This is a genomic window from Paenibacillus cookii (assembly GCF_018333375.1).
GTDB lineage: Bacteria > Bacillota > Bacilli > Paenibacillales > Paenibacillaceae > Paenibacillus_AQ > Paenibacillus_AQ cookii.
The window spans coordinates 268,368-288,756 of record NZ_BORW01000002.1; the positions used below are offsets into that span (position 1 = coordinate 268,368).

The 20,389-nt window shown below is 53.8% G+C and carries 18 protein-coding genes; 3 read left to right on the forward strand and 15 right to left on the reverse strand.

What is annotated here, in order from left to right; translation table 11 throughout:
* Positions 1–8 precede the first annotated feature (8 nt).
* The 4 genes from KI367_RS04075 to KI367_RS04090 all read right to left on the reverse strand — a co-directional run bounded on the left by KI367_RS04075 (position 9) and on the right by KI367_RS04090 (position 2,409).
* Positions 9–893 (reverse strand): AraC family transcriptional regulator, encoded by an 885-nt coding sequence (locus KI367_RS04075; RefSeq protein WP_212947757.1) that lies wholly within the window; start codon positions 891–893, stop codon positions 9–11.
* Positions 894–1,135: 242 nt separating this feature from the next.
* On the reverse strand, positions 1,136–1,441 hold the full coding sequence (locus KI367_RS04080) for a DUF3889 domain-containing protein (RefSeq protein ID WP_212947758.1): 306 nt from the start codon (positions 1,439–1,441) through the stop codon (positions 1,136–1,138).
* 162 nt (positions 1,442–1,603) lie between these two features.
* A complete protein-coding gene (locus KI367_RS04085) occupies positions 1,604–1,786 on the reverse strand; it encodes a hypothetical protein (RefSeq protein ID WP_036711568.1) in 183 nt (60 codons plus the stop codon).
* A 161-nt stretch (positions 1,787–1,947) separates the two neighbouring features.
* Positions 1,948–2,409 (reverse strand): MarR family winged helix-turn-helix transcriptional regulator, encoded by a 462-nt coding sequence (locus KI367_RS04090; RefSeq protein WP_212947760.1) that lies wholly within the window; start codon positions 2,407–2,409, stop codon positions 1,948–1,950.
* 162 nt (positions 2,410–2,571) lie between these two features.
* On the opposite strand from KI367_RS04090, the gene KI367_RS04095 reads away from it, so the two are divergent.
* Together KI367_RS04095 and KI367_RS04100 are read left to right on the forward strand one after the other, a co-directional pair.
* Positions 2,572–3,060, forward strand: coding sequence for a glutathione peroxidase (locus tag KI367_RS04095; RefSeq protein ID WP_036711561.1), 489 nt, complete (start codon positions 2,572–2,574; stop codon positions 3,058–3,060).
* Positions 3,061–3,356: 296 nt separating this feature from the next.
* Positions 3,357–5,282, forward strand: a complete 1,926-nt coding sequence (locus KI367_RS04100) for a PAS domain S-box protein (RefSeq protein WP_212947762.1) — start codon at positions 3,357–3,359, stop codon at positions 5,280–5,282.
* Between the two features lie 130 nt (positions 5,283–5,412).
* On the opposite strand, the gene KI367_RS04105 is transcribed toward KI367_RS04100, so the two are convergent.
* From KI367_RS04105 to KI367_RS04120, 4 genes are all read right to left on the reverse strand, one after another.
* Positions 5,413–6,207 (reverse strand): alpha/beta hydrolase, encoded by a 795-nt coding sequence (locus KI367_RS04105; protein WP_246536584.1) that lies wholly within the window; start codon positions 6,205–6,207, stop codon positions 5,413–5,415.
* A 129-nt stretch (positions 6,208–6,336) separates the two neighbouring features.
* Positions 6,337–7,320 (reverse strand): endo-1,4-beta-xylanase, encoded by a 984-nt coding sequence (locus KI367_RS04110; RefSeq protein ID WP_212947764.1) that lies wholly within the window; start codon positions 7,318–7,320, stop codon positions 6,337–6,339.
* Between the two features lie 262 nt (positions 7,321–7,582).
* Positions 7,583–9,118: a glycoside hydrolase family 43 protein gene (locus tag KI367_RS04115; protein WP_036711557.1), complete on the reverse strand. Its 1,536-nt coding sequence runs from the start codon at positions 9,116–9,118 to the stop codon at positions 7,583–7,585.
* 17 nt (positions 9,119–9,135) lie between these two features.
* Positions 9,136–10,956, reverse strand: coding sequence for a family 43 glycosylhydrolase (locus tag KI367_RS04120; RefSeq protein WP_212947766.1), 1,821 nt, complete (start codon positions 10,954–10,956; stop codon positions 9,136–9,138).
* Positions 10,957–11,138: 182 nt separating this feature from the next.
* Here KI367_RS04120 and KI367_RS04125 point away from each other — a divergent pair, with 182 nt between their 5' ends.
* The gene (locus tag KI367_RS04125) at positions 11,139–11,915 is read left to right on the forward strand and encodes a helix-turn-helix domain-containing protein (RefSeq protein ID WP_036711550.1); all 777 of its coding nucleotides are present in this window, start codon (positions 11,139–11,141) and stop codon (positions 11,913–11,915) included.
* A 92-nt stretch (positions 11,916–12,007) separates the two neighbouring features.
* Here the strand turns inward: KI367_RS04125 and KI367_RS04130 are convergent, their stop codons facing one another.
* The 7 genes from KI367_RS04130 to KI367_RS04160 are packed head-to-tail and all read right to left on the reverse strand — an operon-like array spanning position 12,008 to position 20,380.
* Positions 12,008–12,955: a carbohydrate ABC transporter permease gene (locus KI367_RS04130; protein ID WP_212947768.1), complete on the reverse strand. Its 948-nt coding sequence runs from the start codon at positions 12,953–12,955 to the stop codon at positions 12,008–12,010.
* A 17-nt stretch (positions 12,956–12,972) separates the two neighbouring features.
* A complete protein-coding gene (locus tag KI367_RS04135; RefSeq protein WP_036711547.1) occupies positions 12,973–13,881 on the reverse strand; it encodes a carbohydrate ABC transporter permease in 909 nt (302 codons plus the stop codon).
* Positions 13,878–16,430: a DUF5696 domain-containing protein gene (locus KI367_RS04140; RefSeq protein WP_212947769.1), complete on the reverse strand. Its 2,553-nt coding sequence runs from the start codon at positions 16,428–16,430 to the stop codon at positions 13,878–13,880. The genes KI367_RS04135 and KI367_RS04140 overlap by 4 nt, the downstream gene beginning before the upstream one ends.
* 17 nt (positions 16,431–16,447) lie before the next feature.
* Positions 16,448–17,038: a Yip1 family protein gene (locus KI367_RS04145; RefSeq protein WP_373316200.1), complete on the reverse strand. Its 591-nt coding sequence runs from the start codon at positions 17,036–17,038 to the stop codon at positions 16,448–16,450.
* Between the two features lie 25 nt (positions 17,039–17,063).
* Positions 17,064–18,527, reverse strand: a complete 1,464-nt coding sequence (locus KI367_RS04150) for a hypothetical protein (protein ID WP_036711540.1) — start codon at positions 18,525–18,527, stop codon at positions 17,064–17,066.
* A 16-nt stretch (positions 18,528–18,543) separates the two neighbouring features.
* Positions 18,544–19,407, reverse strand: coding sequence for a carbohydrate ABC transporter permease (locus KI367_RS04155; protein WP_036711630.1), 864 nt, complete (start codon positions 19,405–19,407; stop codon positions 18,544–18,546).
* A 13-nt stretch (positions 19,408–19,420) separates the two neighbouring features.
* On the reverse strand, positions 19,421–20,380 hold the full coding sequence (locus KI367_RS04160; protein ID WP_036711537.1) for a carbohydrate ABC transporter permease: 960 nt from the start codon (positions 20,378–20,380) through the stop codon (positions 19,421–19,423).
* Positions 20,381–20,389: the final 9 nt, after the last annotated feature.

The window sequence follows — 20,389 nt, forward strand, 5'->3', positions numbered from 1 at the left end:
TCCGGAGACTAATCAAAATACAACCGGCTGAGCGTCAGCTGCCCCTGTTCCGACCGGAAGCTTCCGGGCGTCCGGCCGGTCATTTTCCGAAACACTTTGATAAAATAACTCCCTCCGGAATACCCCACCTCTTCGGCAATCCGTTCGATGCCGAGGTCCGTTTGCCGGAGCAGCCTCATCGCCTGCTCGATGCGAACCCGGTTCAAATATTCGCTTGGCGTTTCGCCGGTCGCGGCCGCAAACGTGCGGAGCAGATGGTACTTCGACACTCCGAGCCTCTCCGACAGCTGATCCAGGCTGATCATGCTGCCGTAATGCGTGTCGATATAGCGGGCAGCCTGACGCACCTTTTCCGGCCAATGCCGGCGTTCGCCTTGCGGCGCGATCGCAAAACGGCACAGTTCGGACACGAACTGGTACACATAAGAGGAAGCTGTAAAAGGATCCGTGATCCGGCCGTCGTTCGCTTGCTCCCATATGTCCTGCAGCAGGCGGATTGGCCGGCTGGTCGCAGGCAGATGCGGCGCTTGCCCCATCCTGCTTTTCGCTTCCTGCCAATTCGGCAAAATCAGCGACGGCCGCATCAGGATGAACATGAAGCTCCACTCGGGTCCGCCCTCCGGGAAATAATACCGGTGATCCCCCGGAATTTCGGACATAAACGCCCGTTCCGCATCAATCCGGTACGCTTCGGCGCCCGATTCGAAAACGCCTTCGCCTTCGATCGTATACTGGAATAACAACAGCGGTCCGTCCTTCCGCGTGTACCCGTCCCACCGGTAAGCCGGACTCTGCACCGCGTCCCTCCCAACCGCAAACAAGCTGCACAGCGCCAAATGGTCCGGAGCCGAAAATCGAAAGCCGTATGTGCCTATCCTGTTGCCGGTTCCCATATGCCCTCTCCTTTTACATCGTTTTTGCCCGCAGAATCGCTGCCGCGTTCCCCATGGCGAGATTCGCCGCCATTCGAAAACATGGCTATGAACGAACTTTCGGCAATCGCTCAAGTCAAGGTTACGACGATCATGGCCAAGCGTCAATGCGGGGGAGCTCATTTAAAAAAGCTGCCGTTTCCGCGGCAGCCTTTGGTCATGGCAATCCAGTTTTGTTCATTGGATATGCAGGACTTGCCCGCTCACCGTTCGGATTCGGAAAACCGAATCGAATGGATGGCGTCGGTGGACGGATCGAAACGGATAAACACGTACACTCCGAACTCGCGGCCTTCCTTGTTTCTGACCCAAAGTTTGAATCGCTCCTCCGATTCGTTTGGCGTCCGTTCAATCCTCCCCAAATGCCGATAGTCGATGATGTCTGCCCGGTACCTTTTTTGTGCTTCCTTTACCGCTATTGCGCCCCATTTTTCGTATTCAGGGTTTGCTTGGACTGGGGCAGCCAACATAACGAACACCGTCATCAGGGAAATCAACCATGTTTTCATTCAAAGACCACCTGCCTGAAACGTTTTACTTCCGGCTTTTCGCTTATCGCGCATTCATTCAAGGCTTTTTCCATGATCGGAGATGGAGCGGGGCACGAAAAAAACAAACACCCGCTTTCAAGCTCGGGTTAAAAACGCCTGAAAACGGGTACTTGTGCATATTTAATGGTTGATGTCGCATTTATTCATAATAAACGCAATTTGGTTTTCAAGCCGATTGATTTGCTCCTGAGTCTCTTGGTCTTCCCTGCCCAGACCGCGGAGCGAAGCGAGTTCCTGCTTGAGTTGATGCAGGTCATCCCCTGCACGGGAACAGTCGTAGCTGCTTTCAAGGTTGTCCAGCATGCCTCATTCCTCCATTTTTTCTTGGGTGTACTTCCCTATTATGGAGGATTCGGACGAGTTTATTCAGTCGAAAGGCATGGCGGGTCACCCCGCCTCAACTGCCACTTAAGCATGATTTTTCGAAGTAGGGAGATCGTGCGGTATCCGGCGGGCTAACCCTTTCATCGTTCCGCTTCCCTTCCCCCGGTAACTTCGCCTATCTTCCGCAGGAAGGATTGAATATGTTCATGCATCGCTTGAATGTCTTCGATCCGAACATTCGTACCGGCGTACAGCTTGGTCGGAACTTCCGCGGCTTGTTCACGCAAGTCCTGTCCTTTGGCGGTCAATTCGATGATCACGCTGCGCTCGTCCGCCTTATCGCGGGTTCGCGTAATCAGACCCATCGCTTCCAGCTTCTTCAAAAGCGGCGTCAGCGTTCCGGAATCCAAAAACAGCTTTGCCCCGAGCTCTTTGACGGTCACCCCGTCCTGTTCCCACAAGGAAAGCAGCGTAATGTATTGCGTATACGTCAGTCCAAGCGGCGACAGCAGCGGGCGGTACAGCTTCATCATCTCGCGGGAGCATGTATAAAAAGCAAAGCAAAGCTGATGTTCCAGTTTCATATATTCGTTAGGCTGCATCTATCTCACCTGCCATTAAATTGTATGCAATTTATTATTCGAAATATTATAGCATTTGGAACTTGGACACGTCAAAGATCGAAAAACAGCTTGAATTCGTCATTTAAATTGTATACAATCTAATTGCACAAAATTATAACGGACTCAGGAGGAGAGGGTATCATGTCAATCTACGATATCGAGGTTAAAACGATTAAAGGAGAAGTACAAACGTTGGAACCGTACCGCGGCCAAGTGCTGCTCATCGTCAATACGGCGACCAAATGCGGGTTCGCTCCGCAGTTCAAAGGGCTGCAGAAGCTGCACGATGCTTACAAGGAGAGGGGGTTTGCCGTTCTCGGTTTTCCTTGCGGCCAATTCGCCAACCAGGAGCCGGGAACGGACGCGGAGGTCGCCCAGGCTTGCGAGCTGAATTTCGGGGTGTCCTTCCCGCTGTTCGCCAAAATCGACGTCAACGGCCATAACGCCCATCCGCTGTTCCGGCACCTGACCTCGGAAGCCCCGGGCCTCCTTGGCTCCAAAGCGATCAAATGGAACTTTACGAAGTTTCTGGTCGACGGCAGCGGAAAGGTCGTGAAACGGTTTGGACCGACGGAAGAGCCGGAAAAAATCGAACCGCATATTCTCCAGCTGCTGGGGACCAGAGCATAATTATATAGGAAGAAGACTGAAGAAATCCTGATTGCCTGCCGGCCTTTCGGGGTTTCTTTTTTTCTTCGCCCCCGATATGATGGAGCAAGTCTATAATTTTTGTCGCAATCCTGTATAATCGGAAATGGAGAGGTTCAAATTTTATGTTTTTGTTTATATCTACTTTATAAGCGGAATTATGATCTTTGGGCCATATACGCTAGGTCTATGGTCTTAATGGCAAATCAAACACCAAATCGCTATCCCTTAGGCGGAAACCCTAAGCGGAGTTACATATCGGGGGATGGAGGCGCAAAATGGAAAAAATACCGATGGAGGAGTACTCCTATTTGCAGCATGTATACCACAATGCTCCTTTTGGCATAGCCATGTTTACGCTCCGGGGGGTGCTCGTCAAAGCAAATCCGGCACTCACCCGTATCCTGGGGTATTCCTTGGAGGAATTGAACAAACAACGTTTTGACAAGCTGATTTACCCTGACGACCTGGAGCGAAACATCCGCCAAATCAGGACGCTGTTCGAGAATTATCCCGAGCAGAACGAAATCGACGTCGAAGGCAGGTATGTGCAGAAGAACGGGCAGATTGTCTGGGCATCCGTACATATATCCATCATGCCTGATACGGAGGGGACTCCTCTCTATTACATCGTGACGCTGAATGATATATCCAAAAATAAAGCGGCCGAGCAAAAACTGCAGGAAACGGTTGAACGGTATACCTCCTTAAAAAGATATAACCACGATGCGATCATTTCACTCGACCTAAGCGGCAACATTTTGAACGCCAACACCCGGGCGGAGCAAATGACGGGCTGCCCTGTCAGCGAAATGGCCGGCAAAAGCATCGCCCGTTTCATCGGGGAGTATAACCTGCGGCGGGTTTTGCGGGAGGCGCTGAACAATCCTACCGTCGAGCAGGAGATCAAGACGATCCGGCATAAGGACGGCCATTTGGTCGAAGTCATTACGACGATCGCTCCGATCATCATCAACAACAAAAACGTAGGCTTCTATATCATCGCCAAGGATTTCACCGAGCAAAGACAGCTGATCATTGCCAAAGAACTTGCCGAAAACACGAACAAAGCCAAAAGCGAATTTTTGGCGATGATGAGCCATGAAATCCGCACGCCGATGAACGGGGTCATCGGAATGACGGATCTGTTGGAGACGACGACGGAGCTGGATGACGAGCAAAAGGAATATATCGAGATTATCCGCAAAAGCGGCGAAACCTTGCTGTCGATCATCAACGACATTCTCGATTTCTCCAAAATCGAAGCCGGGATGACCGAGCTTCAAGAAGATGCGCTAGACGTGAAGCAGTGCATTCAAGAAACTTTGGATGTGTTGTCCGCCAAAGCCAGCGCGAAGCAGCTGGAAATGACCTTCGCCGTGGACGACGACATCCCGGACCTGCTGTATGGCGACTCCAAACGGCTGAAGCAGGTGTTGATGAATCTGGTCGGCAACGCCGTCAAGTTTACCCTGCATGGAGGGATTTCGGTCAGCGCGAGAAAGCTCTATCAGGAAGGAGACCTGATCGACCTGGAGTTCAAGGTTTCCGACACGGGGATCGGCATACCGGACAACAAGCTGGAAGCGATCTTCGAGCCGTTTTCCCAGGTAGACAACTTCATGACCCGCAACTACGAAGGCACGGGCCTGGGACTGGCCATCAGCAAAAAGCTGGTCAACGTGATGGGCGGCAACATATGGGTTGAGAAAAAAGAAGGCCCCGGCACGACGTTCGTATTTACGGTGCTGCTGAAGAAATATCATCAGCCCCCCAAACCAAACGCATGCGACGATCAGCTGGAATCGCTGCCGGACCCGCTTCAGATCCTGATTGCCGAAGATAATGAAATCAACCAAATCGTATTGAGGAAAATTTTAGAGAAGCAGGGGCATGCGGTCACCGTCGTGACCAACGGACATGACGTCCTGCGGGCCGTGGAACAGGCATCCTACGACATCGTGTTCATGGACGTGCAAATGCCGGGACTGAACGGACTGGAGGCCACCCGGAAGCTTAGGGCCACCGTGCCGAAGGATCAATGCCCGATGATCGTGGCGGTTACCGCCAACGCCCTGAAGGATGACCGGGAAATCTGCCTTGCGGCGGGAATGGACGACTATATCAGCAAGCCGATCAAAAGCAAACCGGTGCTTGCCGTGCTGGAGCACGTCCTCCGCGAGCGGAAAGTTTCGAACCGATAAATGTCCCGGGCTCGAAACTGGCGCGAGCGGATCATCAACTGAGCGTAAAGCCGGAAAGGCCGGTCATGGGTGAAAACCCATGGCCGGCCTTTTTTTGTCGGCTTCCTATATGGATGATGGTTTGATGGTTTCATTCGTCCCCGCTCGAAACGTCATGGAAAAGGAGCCGGCTAAAATAATACAGATCGTTTTTCCAAACCGGCCAATCGTGACCGCCGTCCTTGGTAATGTACCACGCGTGGGGAACTTCGTGCCGCGCCAAATAGTCGTGCGTCCGGGTGCTGATCGATAGGAGTTCGTCCCGGTCGCCGCATGAAAGCCATAACAGCTTGAGACTCGCCGACGTTTCCTTCGGGCTTGGGACGAGCAGTTCGGGTGCCTTCGTATTGGGGGCAGGAGAAAAAGCTCCAATCCATGCGAAACGGTCCAGATGATGCAGCCCGATATTCAAGGACTGACCCCCGCCCATCGATAACCCTGCAAGCGCCCGGTTCCCGCGGTCCGTGAACACCGGGTAATTCGATTCGATAAAAGGGATCAGATCGTGAAGCAAATCCGATTCGAACGTCTCGAATGCCCTAACCTTTTCGGCGCTGAAAATATCCCCCGTCGCCCGGTCGTCGGGCATGGCGCGGCCGTTGGGTAATACGACGATCATGGGCGCCAGCTTGCCGTCGGCATAAAGGTTGTCAAAAATGACCTCCGGATGCCCGTGGTTAAACCACTCCGCTTCATCCCCTCCTATGCCGTGCAGAAGATAAAGCACGTTATATCTCTTCGCATCGGAAAACCCTGGCGGGGTGTAAACCATCGTTTTACGGGAATTCCCGACCGTCGAGGAGAAATATTCCACCGTATTCATGTTCCCGCGCGTTACGTTTTCCCTAGGCCGGTCGAATCCGACCGGAGCCTTTTCTATCATCATCCCGATCAACCCTTTCCGAAAAGCGTTTTCATTGAAATGCCTTACAAAGGAGCATGAGATTCCGCACCTATTCGAACCCCGGGATCGAAAACCGTGAAAGCGACGTTGGTTTTGCCTTTAGGCGACTTTTCATATGGTTTCAAGCACCTTCCAATAAGACGGCTTGGGCTGATGCTTGATATCGAACAGGAAGGGCCAGTTTTTCCGGCCGCGCACAGGGAAATGGTCCAGCCAGGTATAATCGTCGGCAGCCCCCCAAAAAGTGACGGACGTGATATATTCGCTGTATTCCTGAAACAACCGGAAAAATTGCCCGTAACGTTCCGCTTGAAGGGCAAGCATCTCTTCGGTCGGAGCCGCGAGATCGGTCCGCCGGTCATCGAACGCAAACATGGAGACATCCAGCTCCGTAATGTGCAGCTTCAAGCCGAGGCTGGCATACCGTTCGATCGCTTGGCGGATATCGTCCACGGACGGATGATGCAGGCTCCAATGCGCTTGAAGCCCGATGCCGTGAATGGGGACTCCCTGCTCGAGCAACGATTTGACGAGCGCGTAAATTTTCTCCCTTTTCTCCGGTACGGCTTCGTTGTAATCGTTATAGAAGAGCAGCGCCCCCGGGTCCGCTTCATGGGCATACTCAAACGCTTTGGCGATGAAATCGTCGCCGATGATGTCCAGCCACTTTGAAGGCCGCAGCAGTTCGCTGCCGCTGTCGGACACCGCTTCGTTCACCACGTCCCAGGCATAGATATCTCCCCTGTAGCGGGACAAAACCGTGTCGATGTGAGATTTCATGCGGGCCAGCAGCGTCTCCCGGTCAACCGGGCTGCCGTCCTGATGTTCAAACACCCATTTCGGCGTCTGATTGTGCCAGACCAACGTGTGGCCCCTGACCCCCATGCCATTGGCTTTGGCCAGAGACACCAGGCGATCCGCCGCTTCAAACGTATATTGATCTTGCGACGGATGCAGCCTTTCGAACTTCATTTCATTTTCGGCAGTCACGCTGTTGAAATGCTCGATCAGCAAATCCCGCTGCGTGTCCAATGTGACCGGATTTACGGCGGCCCCCACCAAGAAATGCTCTTTAAACGCTTCACGCAACCTCATATAAAACCAATCCCCCTCCTTAGCGGAAATTCCCAACTAGTAGGCAAGCGACTTGCGGCACACACCTTCATCCCAAAGTCTAGCCGTCGCCTCGCCGCGAAACAACCTGCCGTCGACCGTGTCCTTACCCGGGAAAATATGGTTCCCTGCGGCCGCAGACGGCGGCTTCCGAAAGAACATCATGTGCAAACAAGGACATTCCCGCGGGAACGTCCCTAACGATTTCTTGCACGATTCGAATAATATAAGCCACTAGGGCTCGTTAAGAGAGCACTTGGTATTGAAAATCGGAAAAGTCGGCCGTTCCCCCGATCTCGCGGGTTGAAAACAAAAACAGACCGATGCGGCAACCCATAAAATGGTCCAGCTTGTATATCATCTTGTGCGTAATCCCAAGCTGCTTCCAATCCGCCCCATCCCGGTAATAAAACATGCACTCGTCCGCGTTATTCACGAAATTGCCGGCCGCCTTGAGCGTGACGACGTCTCCGAAGACGGGAATTCGGGCGAATTCGGTGCCGGGCTTCTCGTCTACCAAATTGCCGAATATGGAACGATCCTGCGGCTCTCTCGCCAACATGACCAGATACGACCGGCCGGCTTCCTTGGTCAGGGCAATCAGGCCGTACGTACCGATCAGGAAACACAGTCCTGCGTAATCGCCATCCTTCAGTCCGCTGCCGTCCAGCGTGACCGTCGCTTCGCATGCCGGCCCCATGGCGCGCTGCGTCAACGTGTTGACCGCAAACGTCAAATTGGGGCTGAGCTTTCCGGATCGGATCCGGTAGACTCCCGGCTTGTCCGTTACGGACCATAATGCATCGTCTGGCGTATGATTCCACTGCCAAACATCCTTCAGGCGCACCTTGCCGCGCTCGTCCGGCGTGTAATGAAAGTCATCGCTTCCAACCAATGGCCGGTAGGAATAACCGGGTCTTGTGCTCGGCAATTCGATCATTTTAGGCGCTTCCTTGGGGAATACCGGAAAACCGTTCTCAAAACGCAGCGGAACGAGCACCGGAATCCGGCCGACGGCGCCATGATCCTGAAACAGCACGGCCACCCATTTCCCGTCCGGCGTATCCACGATGCCTCCCTGCGCAACGCCCGAATTAAAATACCCCATGTCGTCGTTAAAGACCTCTCCGCCCGTAAACTCCCCTTCCAGGGAATCCGCCGCAAAGCAGGCCTGCGTTCGGCGTCCCGCCGCCTTCGAAATATGGATAAAGAAGGCGTAATACCTGCCGTCGATCTTATAAAAGTGGGCTCCCTCATATCCGAGATGATACGGCTCGCTTTCTTTGACGATGATGCGGTTCAGCCCGCCGGGCTTGGGCCCGGATAGATCCTCCTTCAATTCGGTCAGGTGAATTTCGGCATTGCCGTAAATCAAATACGTCCGGCCGTCATCGTCAAACAAGAGGGAGCAGTCATGATAAAATCCTTCGATGTATTGTTTCGCCCATGGACCGGATACGGAATCTGCCGTGTACAGATAGGTTCGGCGGGTATCGTTCGCCACGAAGATCACATAAAATTTCCCCTTGTGGTAACGCAGAGTCGGCGCCCACATGCCTTGCCCGTAAATATGCTGGCCGTCTTCGAGCCGCTGTGCCGGCGTATTGTCCAATACGTCGTACACATAAGAAGCCACTTCCCAGTGAATGAGGTCGTACGAGCGCAGGATGACGCAGCCCGGCATCATGTGCATCGTCGTGCTGACCATATAGTACGTGTCCTCTACCCGGATCACGTCAAGATCCGGAAAATCGGCCCATATCATCGGATTTGGATACATGTTCTTTCTGCCCCTTCCTAGTCGCGTTTTACAATGACTTCGATCGACACCTCGGCCAAAGCCGGGTTCAAATCCCGCTCTTCCGTTAAATCAAGCACCGGATATCCGTCCATGCCGAAATGCACGCGGCGGATTCCGGAACCTCTGGGTTCCTCTACTCCCGGTCTGGCGTGGTAGACGTTCCAAGTGACGCCTTCATCATCGGTCACGTAGGAATTATGGCCGGGGCCGTATTCGCCGGGAACGCTTCTCGACGTCAGCAGCGGATAGTTGCCCTTCGTCCAGCTGCCGGGATTCAGCAGATCCGCATTCGCATCGGCGGTCAACAGGCCTACGCAATACGTCGCGTCGATCGCCGCGCTTGAAAAGGTTAAAAAGATCCTGCCGTCCCGGATCAGGGCAAACGGCCCCTCATCGACGAAGGTATGGTTATTGGCCCAGCCAAAGTCCGGCCTGGTCAGCAGCACCGGGTCGCTCGCCAGCCTCCACGGCTCTTTCGGATCCAATTTCGCGATATAAATCCAGGCTCCAAGATCGACGGGCACGAACTGCCGCTCCGACCAAGCCGCGTAACATTCCCCGTTCACCTGGATGACCGTCATGTCCAGGGAGATCACCTTGCCTGCCTCGCATAAATCGGTTCCGTCTCTCTTGACGACGCGCCGGGGCATCGACCAGTCTGCCGCGCAGGCAGGGTCCCCTCCCTCGCGGAGCTTCATCACGTGACACTCTTCATAGAAAAACTCCCCCGTCGTTGCCGCATGAAAAATGTACAGCTCGCCCCCGATGATATGGAGCTCGGGAGCCCACAACAGCCCTTTAATGTGATCATAGGTCTTAGTATCCAGAATTAAGGACTCGCTGGCCTGAATCAAACCCGATATCGTATCCGCTTCCCTGATAGATAAGGTTTGATTGCCGTCGGCGTCGTTGGTCGCGATGAAATAATACTTGCCGTTCCACTTCGCGATGCATGGGTCCGCCCGGTTCGCCGCGATCGGAAAGGCATAATGCTCCTGACGAACGGTTCCGTTCACCCGATAAGTCCCGGCCTGATCCCAGCGAACCGCCGCCGTGTCCCAGTCCACGGACTTGGGAGCCGTGGTGCCGTCGCTATATACCGCGGTCGCTTTGAGCGTCTTCAAATCCTCGGCCGAGTTAGCCGCGATCCGATCCGGAACTTTAATGGCGACATTCTCGGGAACCGTAAGCCGGCCTATGAGACGGTCCGCCGTTTCCCGCGGAACGCGGATCACGTTTCGGTGCTGCATGCCTTCGATGTCAGCCGATACGGCTTCCAGCGTAAACGCCTCCGCCGTTTCCGGGACACCTGCACAGGTAAGGTCAAAAAGATCCTGGACCCTGTTTCGGTAATGTCCCCCGTTTTCATTGCTCCAGCGGATGATGTAGGCTTGGCTCGATTCATCGTATTCGCAAGCGACATCGCTTACGTGAGCATCGCTTTGCAGATCGATCAGCCCGATTTCTTGGTACTGCAGCAAATCTTCGGAAGTAAAAAACAGCACTGCCCCTCGGCTCTCCTCATCCTGCTGGCCATCCGCCTCCGTCCGTACGGCAACGACGCCGAATGTTCCGTCGGCCATGCGGAAGAGATACGGATTTTTCAAGCTTTTGGCTCGGAGCGTTCCGTTCTCATTTTGGGTGGCCTTGGCGAACAAGACGCCTGAATTATGGTTCAAAGCCTGGAAAGGCTTGCCGTCCTCGCGATAGGCAAGATGCATGCTGAATGCCAGCCTGGGCGCATAAATCCGATCCTCCTGCGGGATGCGCGTGTAGCATAGCACCTCGATAAATTCGCTTTTCTTTTTTGGTATCATGGCATGGACCTCACCTTTAATTGATCATTTCAATACAACTACGAAAAGAGAGACTTTCTCCATTTCTTGTGATTCTATTGACTTTATATTGCGTTTACTATGAAATTATAAAATAGGATACCTCATCAAATGAATGATCTATGCTGACAGAAACTTGATCTATTCTACGATTGGAGATTGCGATGACCACATCCATTTACTATGTCGGATATGATGCCGCCCATCCTGGGGACTTTATTTACGACATTCCGGAAGGGCATGACTTTTGGCTGCTGATCCTGACGCAAACGCCGGCCGAGTTCTGGGTCCAAGGAGAAATCAGGGAATACCCGGCCAACTGCGCCGTTCTCTTTCCCCCTCGCCAAAAGATCATGTACCGCGCCTGTTCAGGCCCCTTTGTGAATGACTGGGTGCGGTTCGAAACGGACGAAGCCTACGTTCTGGAGACGCCGTTTCCGCGGGGCATTCCGATTCCGGTTCCGGATCCCGGATACTGCCGCCAACTGTTCCAGCTTCTCGCCACCGAAAATTTTTTCAGCTGCGATTACCGGGAACTCTCCATCGACTACCTGTTTCGGCTCTTGTTCAACAAGCTGCTCGAAGCTTTTCAATCCAAGGAGCATTCGCCGCATTACCAGAAACTATTGGATTTGCGCAAAGCGATCCATAACCGTCCCGGCGGCGAATGGAGCGTCCCTTCCATGGCCGATGACGTTCACTTGAGCCCCGGGTACCTGCAAGCGCTGTATAAGGCGACCTTCGGGATTTCCTGCATGGAGGACGTGATCCAGTGCAGAATCCGTCTCGCCAAGGAAAGGCTGAGCCACGGGTCGCTCCGAATCGCCGATATCAGCGAGCTGTGCGGATACAAAAACGTCGAGCATTTCTCCAGACAATTTCGGCGCATCGTGGGCTGCACGCCCCGTGAATACCGGCAATCGGCTCATTTGCGGCCATGAGACGCTGCCGGCATGGCATGGCATAAAGAAGCGTCTTTCAGGTACCAAGCATTTACAGCTTGGTTCCGAAAGACGCCCTGAATGTATCAACGTTACCCGACGATGCCGGTCCGCTCGATGCTTTCCACAAAGTAACGCTGCACGAACAAATAAATAATGATCAGCGGCAGGATGGCCAGCAGGATGCCGGTATCCTGAACCATGCTCATATAGAAAGGATCCTTGTTGGTCGCGACCCCGCCCTCGAGCATGATGGAGAGGTTGTGCGGCAGCGATGCCAGCTGGGTGGACATCACTTTGCCCGACGTTAAATACGTGGTCGTAAAGAAGCTGTCATTCCACTGCCATACGAACGAAAACAACAGCACGGTAACGATGGCCGGAACGGCATTCGGCAGCATGATGCGCAGAAAGGTTTTGCCTACGCCCGCCCCATCGATGTAAGCCGCTTCCTCCACTTCTTTCGGAATGCCCCGGAAGAACTGCCTGAAAATAAAAATGTAGAGCCCCGCCTTCAGCGAGTTTGCGGTGACCGAGGTCAAAATGAACGGCCAGTACGAATCCAACAGGTTCACGGACTTCCCGGTCAGCAGCGGAATCAGTCCCATGAGGCTGAAATCCTTCAAATTCATGTAGATCGGGATCAAAATGGTCGTCGGCGGCACCAGAATGGTCAAAATGACGCCTCCAAAAAGCAAGTTGCTGCCTTTGAATTTAAGCCGCGCAAAGGCGTAACCTGCAAACGCGCAGGACACGGCCGTCAGGATCGTCGTCATGGCCGATAAGGTAAACGTATTGAACAGCGTATGCCAGTAGTCCATGATCGAGATGGCTTTTTTGAAATTGTCCAGCGAATAATGCTCCGGGATAAAGATGACGATCGGCGAATACAGGTCGCTTTTGTCCTTGATGGCCGTCGAAATCTTTTGAAGAATGGGGTACAGAATGACAAACGACAGTCCTGCCATCAGGACCAGCCGCACGACGGTCCACAGCCAGCGCTTCCAGCTTTCGAGCGACAACAAACGGGCTATGATCAACGCTGCTCACGCTCCTTCTATTCTTGATAGAAAATTCTTTTGGAAATGAAAAACGTAATGATGGACAAAATGACCATGATCGCCAGGAAATAGATCCAGGCCATCGCCGAGCTGAGGCCGAAGTTGAAATTCGTGAACCCCGTTTCCCGGATCAGCGTCGTCATTTCGCTCCGGGAAAACGAGTCGATGATCGTATAAATCACGTTGACCAGGATGAGCGGGCTGACCATGGGCAGCGTGATTTTCCAGAACGCTTCGTAACCGGTCGCTCCTTCGATCTTGGATGCCTCGTAAAGCTGGGGGGATACCGATTGGATCCCCGCCAGGAAGATCAAAATTTGCACGCCCGACTGGCTGACGATCTGGTAGATGCGATCCACGGCGCTGGTCAGGTACGCGACGACGTTTTCGCTGACGCCGGAATTGAGCATGATCCGCGTCAGCTCGCTGGTCCCCAGGCCGCTCACTGCGCCGCCGGCGTTCTGCTCGTTGATGGCTTGAACCAGGCTGGTCGTCTCCAAATTCGCGATCACCCCGGAAGCCAAAATGACCGGAAGGAAAAAGATCGATCTGGCAATGGCTCTGCCGACAAACTTCTGGTTCAGCAACACAGCCAAAAACAAGCTGAAAATCACGATGAGCGGCACGTTGATGACCATGTTGACGATCGAGGTCGTCAGCGTCCGGTTAAAGCTCGTATTGACCGTAAGGGCTTCCACGTAATTGGAAATGCCGATGAAGCTGATTTTCATGCCGTTTGCATTGGCTTCGATGGAGCTGAAGCTGTACCTTAACGAAGAGACCAGCGGGATCAGGAAAAAAAGGAGAAATCCCAGCAGCCACGGCAGCACGTAGATAAAGCCCCAGAGTGCCTTCTGTTCGGCGTACGTCCGCCGCTTCATGCCGAATTTCAGTATGGACTTCATGATTGCACACCACCCGTCAAATAGCTCTCGGCTTTCACCGTTCGGCCGTCCACCGTCACATCCGTGCGGTTATAGTTGACAATGACGTACGTGCCGTTTCCGTACACGGTTTTGAATACGCCTTCGCCAAGCTTCTCATGGCCCGTAATCGGTTCATTCCGGACCTTCTTCAGCACGTCGTTTACCTCGCGGTACATTGCGGCGGCCTGATCGATCCACTGCTTGTAATGGACGGCATACAGGTCGTTGTACTCCGTATCCTTCACTTTGTCGTTCGGTTCATGGATCCATTCGAAATATACGCCCGCTCCGTATTCGAGGCATTTCAGGATATACTGCCGCTCATCCGTATAGGTCGACAGGTTAAACGGACTGCCCGTGTAGTCGACGTACCCGCGAATGACCATTTGGTAGAACGGGATCTCCTCGTCCTCGATCTTGAAATGGCTGCCTGACATCGGCGCGTTCGTAATATCCGACAAAAATGGAAGCGCATAAACGTTGCCGCCGTCCGCCATGACCTTCGGATTCGCCTGCGAGAAGCTGCCCAGCGCCTGAATCGATATGCTCTCGGATTCGGTTCGATCCAGCTGAGCGTGCTTCCGGTAATCGCTGTTGAGCCGGTCGGCGAGATCCCGCAGCGAAATGCCGCCCGGCTGGTACTCTTTCAAGCCCTTCAGCACCGACTCGGCATAGGATAAGGTCAGCCGCGGGGAAACAACGTATGACGGAGGCTTATCCCGGTCCCTCCGGTTGAGCGCCTGATCCAGCGGGTAAAGAGCGGCAGGAACGCCTCTCAACGTTCTGGCGGCATTCGCGTTCTCGTTGAATCCCTTCCCCGTATTTGCGGTCAGGACCGCAACGTCAGGATAGAAAGAAACCCCTTGTTCCCGGGTGAAGGAGATGAAGTTTCGCAAACCTTTGCTGCCGCCGACAGCCTTGTCGACCGAAACATGATCCGGAACCTCATGATCCATCCCGCCGTTGAACCAGCCGGAAAATTTCAGCTTAATGTTGGATATGCCCCGGTTTTTCATCTGGTTGATGATGTCCTGCGACTGTTCGAACGTCGTGAGCGGTTCAATCGTCCGGTAAGGGATGCCGGCGACATGCTTCTGTTTGGCAATGCCGCCGACCAATTGCAGGTAAAACGGCATATTTTCCGCTTCCGCAGCCGGCTTCGGCTTGGGCAATCCGCCGCGATCTTCGAGATACTGCCGATAGTACCGCGCCAATCCTTGATAGGACGCCTCTTCTTTGTTCAAAAAAGCGTACCGGACCGTAAAATCCGATTTCGTCGGACGTTCCTGGAACCTGGGCAGCGTGCGTTCCTGACCGTTTGCCTGCAGCGACACATCGCCCTTGTTGACGACATTGAAACTTGGATACACATAGTTATAGCTGTTCAGCTTTCCGCTGATATCGGCATGGATCGTCGCAGCCGAGGCGCCTTCCTCGATGATGCCGAGCATCGCGCCGCTTTCGCGAATGATCCCGAACACCGGCAGACGAACCGCTTGCTCGTTCTTGGCATCCTCGATCGTCTTCATCGTCAGATCTTCCCCGTACACCGGTTGCTGGTAAGCGGGATACTGCTTCTTCCCGTTGTTGAAATGGATGAGCGCGCCGGAGCCGTCCGGCACGAAGATCGCCCCCTGCTCCTTGGAACTGCCGGCTCCAAAAAAGCTGAGGAAGGAAATGTTCCCGATCGGATAGGCGCTCGGGTATTGAATGCCGGATGCCGGAATTTTGGCGATTAGGCTGCCGCCGTCCAGGGCGTATTCGATCGATGCCAGGAAAATCCGCGGTTCAGGCTTTTCCTGCGTGAATTGCAGCTCCTCCATGTCTTTCATCAGGTCCTCTTCGGTATATCCTGCATCTTCGAATGCCTTAAAGGCACGATCGAGCTGCAGCCCGTTTAAGGCGCTGTCGTTGCGGACATACACTTTTTTGTCCGGATCCTCTTTGTAGGCGATTTTCAGCGCCCGCTGGCCCGTTTTGTCCAGCTTGCCCAGCATCGCCTCGATTCGTTCGCTGCTGAGCATCATCGGCAAATCGGCCGCCGATTTCACGGCCGTTCCGAACTGGTACGTGACCCTTACCCCGCTTGGGATCGGCTCGAATTTGATCTGCTTATGCGAGACGCTGTCGGTGAACGTGTTGATGGAATTCACCTGCCCGAAATTGTTGTAATAATCGATTTTCAGCTGGGACGAAAGGATGCCTTTATTCACCCCGGACGCAAGGGCATCCTTATCGCGTTCCGGCGGGTTGCTATACCACATCTCGCCGGATTGTTTATTCATAACGGCGATGACGCCCGTTTGCTCATCCACGAACAACCGCAGCCGTTCATTTTCGGCCACGCCTTTCATGCCTGCTGCCCGGGCATCGGTGAAGGCGGCCTTCACGGGCTGGCCCTTGGTGAATTCAATGGCAGCCGGCGCATCGCCTGCACCGGAATGGACCGCGTTCGAACCGCTGCAGCCGGCCAGCGCGACCCCCGCGAGCAGTACCGGGAGCCACAAGGCGTTTCTGGCTTTACGCATGGTTTCTCCTCCTTTCTTTAGTTTCTCAGCATGATTTCCTGGTAGATGACATGAACGAACGAAATCATCTGCTGAATCAGTCCGAAAAACAGCAGGCAGATAAAAGCCATGAATCCCATCGCCACGACCGTCAGCAGGATCGTCCCGACGGTCTTCGACGGCGAATATTGATGCACCGTCATGTTGCCGACGAACAAGAGATACGCCGACCAGAGGACGGCCGCGCTGTTGCAGAAGTAATAAAACGCGGTTTCCTGCAGCGATATGACATTGCTGAGCCAAATCCACGGAAAGTTGATGATCATCATCGGAACGAGGGCAAAACACGTCGACGTAAAGATTTCAACGAACTTCCCTTCGCCGTCCATGAGCGTCGTCAGCGACCAGTTGGCTACGCACCAGAACAAGACCGGGACAACGACGTACACCACTTCCATCAGGCTGTTTATATCGTCCGGGTTGGACAGGCGGACCAGAAATCCGCTGTACTGGTTGCCCAATACATTCGTGATGATCATCAAAAACAAAATGATAAAAGCGGTGATCAAGGTATGCCGCTTGTTCCGTTCATATTTCAGATCCCAATACGCGTTAAAAGGATGAACCATAAGATAAAGGGGGTATTTCACGAGCTCACGATTCAATCGTAACACCTCCTTGTCTCCTCATCCGCTTACGGAGCTTTTTGAAGAGCAGGAGAACTGCGGCGAGCACGATCAACCCCGTCATGACGGCCGGGAAATATTCTCGCAGCACCTGCTTGCGGTAAAGCAAGTAAGCCTTGGAATAATTGGCTTGGTCGTAGCTTTCCTTGAAATAATGCATCGCCCCTTTGTAGTCCCCTTTCCGAAGGAGGGCCTTGCCCACGCCGGAATAGGCAAATTCCAGGTTCGCATTCATGTTGATCGCCTGTTGATAGAGATCAAACGCTTTTTCCTCGTCGCCTCTGTAGTAGCTCCGGACCGCTTCGTTCAACAGCCGGCCGTACGCCGTCGTCCGAAACACCGTAATCTCGCCGAATGCCTTATCGAGGACAAGAAAGTCGTCCCCGACCCGTTCAATCGCCGCAGGGGTGTTGAATTGGCCCAACTGGTTGCCCAGGCCGCCGAAGATATACATCAGATGGCCATCCCCGCTGTAAGTGAAGATTCTGCCCCGCTTGGAATCGAGGACCGAATACATTTCGCTGTCGGCGACATCGATATCGATGAGCCGCGAAGGACCGACATCGGTTGAATACCGGGTATCTCCCACCAGGCTGAGATATCCCGTCCGCCGGAGAATATCATTGCCCTGAGCGTTCAATTTCTTGATCGGGTTGTTCGAGTAGTCTCCGCTCGTTGCGTAAATGAAGCCTTCATCATCGATGTCCAGATTGGTGAATTCGGTAGGCGTGAACATGACCATCTGGCTCCGCTGCGCCTGCGTGGACATCCTTTTCCAAAACAGTTCCACCGGATCGACCGTCACCCGGTTGGCACCGATGAACGAGGTGAACGCTCCGTCGGAATTGAACTCCATAAAGCCGTCGAATACGCCGGTCGACATGACGTAGATCCGCTGCGCCTTGTCCACGACCACCCGAACCGGCTGGAAATCGAAATTGGCCTGCAGCAGGTCGGACTTCGGCGCTTCGAGCACTCCCAAGAGCCTTAGGTCGGCATCCAGGTGAACCACCCGTTTATTGCCCGTATCGGCGACAAACAGCTCTTTCCGTTCGGTCACGAAGATCCCTTGCGGGTTGTTGAACGTATCCTTCTTTCCCCCGTGGTCAAAGGAACTCACCACCTTTACCGGCTTGAATTGCTCATCAAGGACGACGATGCGATTGTTGCCGGAATCGAGCACATAGATCCGCTTGTCAGCCGTGACGTGGATGTCGCTCGGGTTTTTGAAGGGACCGACGCCAAGCTGAGCGCCGCTGAGCAAAGACGCGGCCTCATACGCGGCAGGCGCTGCCACGGTGTCGTTCCAGAAGGAATAGTTGTAAGAGGCGCTGCCTTCGGCATGGACCGCGTTTACGCCGGTACTCGTCCCCAGCAGGCAGCAGAGGGCAGCCAGGAGGAACCATTTCACTTTCGTTATGCTCTTTTGCATCGTGCTAAGTCTCCCCCTATTCTTTCATTCCGGAGGTCGCCATCGTCTGAAGGACGTTGCTCTGCGAAATGATAAAGAGTGTAATCGGCACGATCATCAGGATCAGCGCGACGGCGGCCCCCACGCCGGCACGGGCGATCCCCCCCGCGGTAATTTGGCCCAAGGCGTAGTGAAGCGTTTTGAGGTTCTCGCTGTAAATGAAATTGCCCCCGTCCGAGCCCCACAGCATCGGAAATTGCAAAATCATCAGCGTCAACCAAGCAGGTTTTACGTTGGGCATGACGATCGTCCAATAAATCCGGTATTCGTTCGCCCCGTCGATTTTGGCCGCTTCCAGCAGGGCGTCCGGAATTTGTTCCATGAACTGTTTCATTAGAAACAACCCGAGCGGGAAAGCGAGCGACGGGACGATAATGGATGCGTGCGTATTGATCCAGCCCAGCCACGACATCACCATATAGTTGGGAATCGCCGTCACGTGCCCGGAAAACATCAAGGCCATGACGACGATGGAGAACAGGACCCTGGACCCGGGAAAGCGGTATTTCGCCAGCGGGTAAGCCGCGGCGGACGACAGCAGGATATGGCCGACGGTCCCGACGATCGTAATGAAAAGCGTATTCACGATGTATCGGGAAAGCGGCACCCAGGAATTCCCCATTAACGCCACCAGATCGTAAAAATTGTCCATCGTCGGATTGTTGACGAAGAAACGCGGCGGAAACAGGAACAGTTCGTTCAGCGGTTTAAAGGCGTTGTTTACGGCATAGATCAGCGGCAGCGCCATAAATGCGCCGAAGACGGCCAGGAACGCGAACAGCACAAAGCTGACGGCAAAAGAGCGGTTTAGCCTCCGCGGCATGCGAATGGCGCCCATCATTCTCGTCACCAAATCACTCCCCTACCTTTCTGAGCATTCGCTGCGTCAGCTTGTTGGCGCCAAGCATCATGGCGAACAGCACCGTTGCGATCGCGGACGCATACCCCATTTCAAAGCGAATCGTTCCGTAATCCATCAAATGGGTGACGATCGTATGCCCCGCATAGTTGACGCTTGGAAAACCCGCGAGCGCCACCGAAATATCGGCCACGGCAAACGAGCTCGTAATCTGCATGACCGCCCCGAACATCAGCTGCGGCCGCATGGAAGGCAGCGTAATGAACCACAGCTCCTGCCAGCGGTTGCGGATGCCGTCGATCGCCCCGGCTTCAATCAGGGACTTGTCGATCGTCTGCAATCCCGCGATAAAGGCCAGGAAGCTCGTGCCCAAACTGAGCCACAGCTGGACGATCATGATGATCGGCAAAATGTACTTCTCGTTCGTCAGCCATTGAATCGGTTCCAATATAAAGCCGAATTTAATTAAAAAGCCGTTCAAGTAGCCGTATCTGTCGCCTGAAAAAATGATGAGCCAAATAAAGAAAACGTTGCCGGAAATCGACGGCGCGTAGAACACAAGCGTCATCAACGCGCGGACTTTCGGGGACAGCTCATTGATAATCCATGCAAACAGGAAGCAGGCCAGGTAGCTGATCGGTCCGCAAATGACCGCGAACAGCAGCGTATTTTTCAATGCGATCATAAAGACGTCGTCGTTCAAAAACAATCTGGAGTAGTTCTGCCACCCGACAAACCGGGGGAACTCCAACATGTTGAAATAAAAGAAGCTGAGGACGATCGAAAACACGACCGGGACGACCGTAAAGGCAAAAAAGATCAGCATATACGGACTCATCAAAATGTAATAATGCTTGTTTTTCTTCAGTTCTCTCCATAAGTTGGCCAGCCGCGACTGCTTTTTCGGCTGCACGAGGCTTGAAACGGCGGACGGACTGGTTGTTTCGGCTTGCATCCGATTTCC